Annotated in this window: 1 protein-coding gene; it reads left to right on the top strand. The window is 72.2% G+C overall.

All coding sequences use genetic code 11. The features are described 5' to 3' along the window. Window positions 1-674, top strand: a 674-nt coding sequence (locus P1P70_RS45445) for an acyltransferase domain-containing protein (RefSeq protein ID WP_319248456.1), incomplete at its 5' end; no start/stop codon positions are given. Between the last annotated feature and the right edge of the window lie 12 nt (window positions 675-686).

Raw genomic sequence — 686 nt, 5'->3', positions numbered from 1 at the left:
GGGGGCCCCTGCGGGCGGCGGTCGTCTCCGTGGACCGTGCCGAACTGACGGACGCGCTGCGAGCGTTGGCAGCGGGACGACCCCATGGGCGGGTGCTGGTGGGCGACCGGGATGTCGTCGGGCGCGGGCCGGTGTGGGTGTTCTCCGGATACGGCAGCCAGTGGACCGGCATGGGACGCCGGCTCCTCACCGAGGAGCCCGCTTTCGCCGCGGCCGTGGAGAAACTGGACGGACAACTGGCCCCCGCATGCGGGCTCTCGCTCTACGACCACCTGGCCTCCGGCAACGACCTCGACCGCCTGGAAGTGGCCCAACCCGTGCTCCTGGGCGTGCAGTTGGCCCTGGCGGAGTTGTGGCGCGCGTACGGGGTCGAGCCCGCCGCCGTCATCGGGCACTCCTTGGGCGAGGTGGCCGCGGCGGTGTGCGCGGGCGCGCTGGAGGTGTCGGACGCGGCCCGGGTGGTGGCCGTAAGGGCCCGGCTGCTCAGCGGGCTGCGGGGCGGGGCGATGGCGGTGGTGGACCTCGACGACACCGAACTCGCCCTGCTGGAAAGGGACTTCCCGGGGGTTCAGATCGCAGTGCACTCCTCCCCCTGTCAGAAGGTGGTGACCGGGGACGGGGAGTCGGTGGCCCGGTTGGTGGAGCGGCTGGAGAAGGAGGGGCTGGTGCTTTAAAAAAACTCCCGG

It is taken from the genome of Streptomyces sp. MB09-02B (assembly GCF_033794485.1).
Lineage (GTDB): Bacteria > Actinomycetota > Actinomycetes > Streptomycetales > Streptomycetaceae > Streptomyces.
The sequence above is the reverse complement of the archived record's forward strand: the minus strand, read 5'-3'. Positions and strand labels throughout refer to the sequence as shown.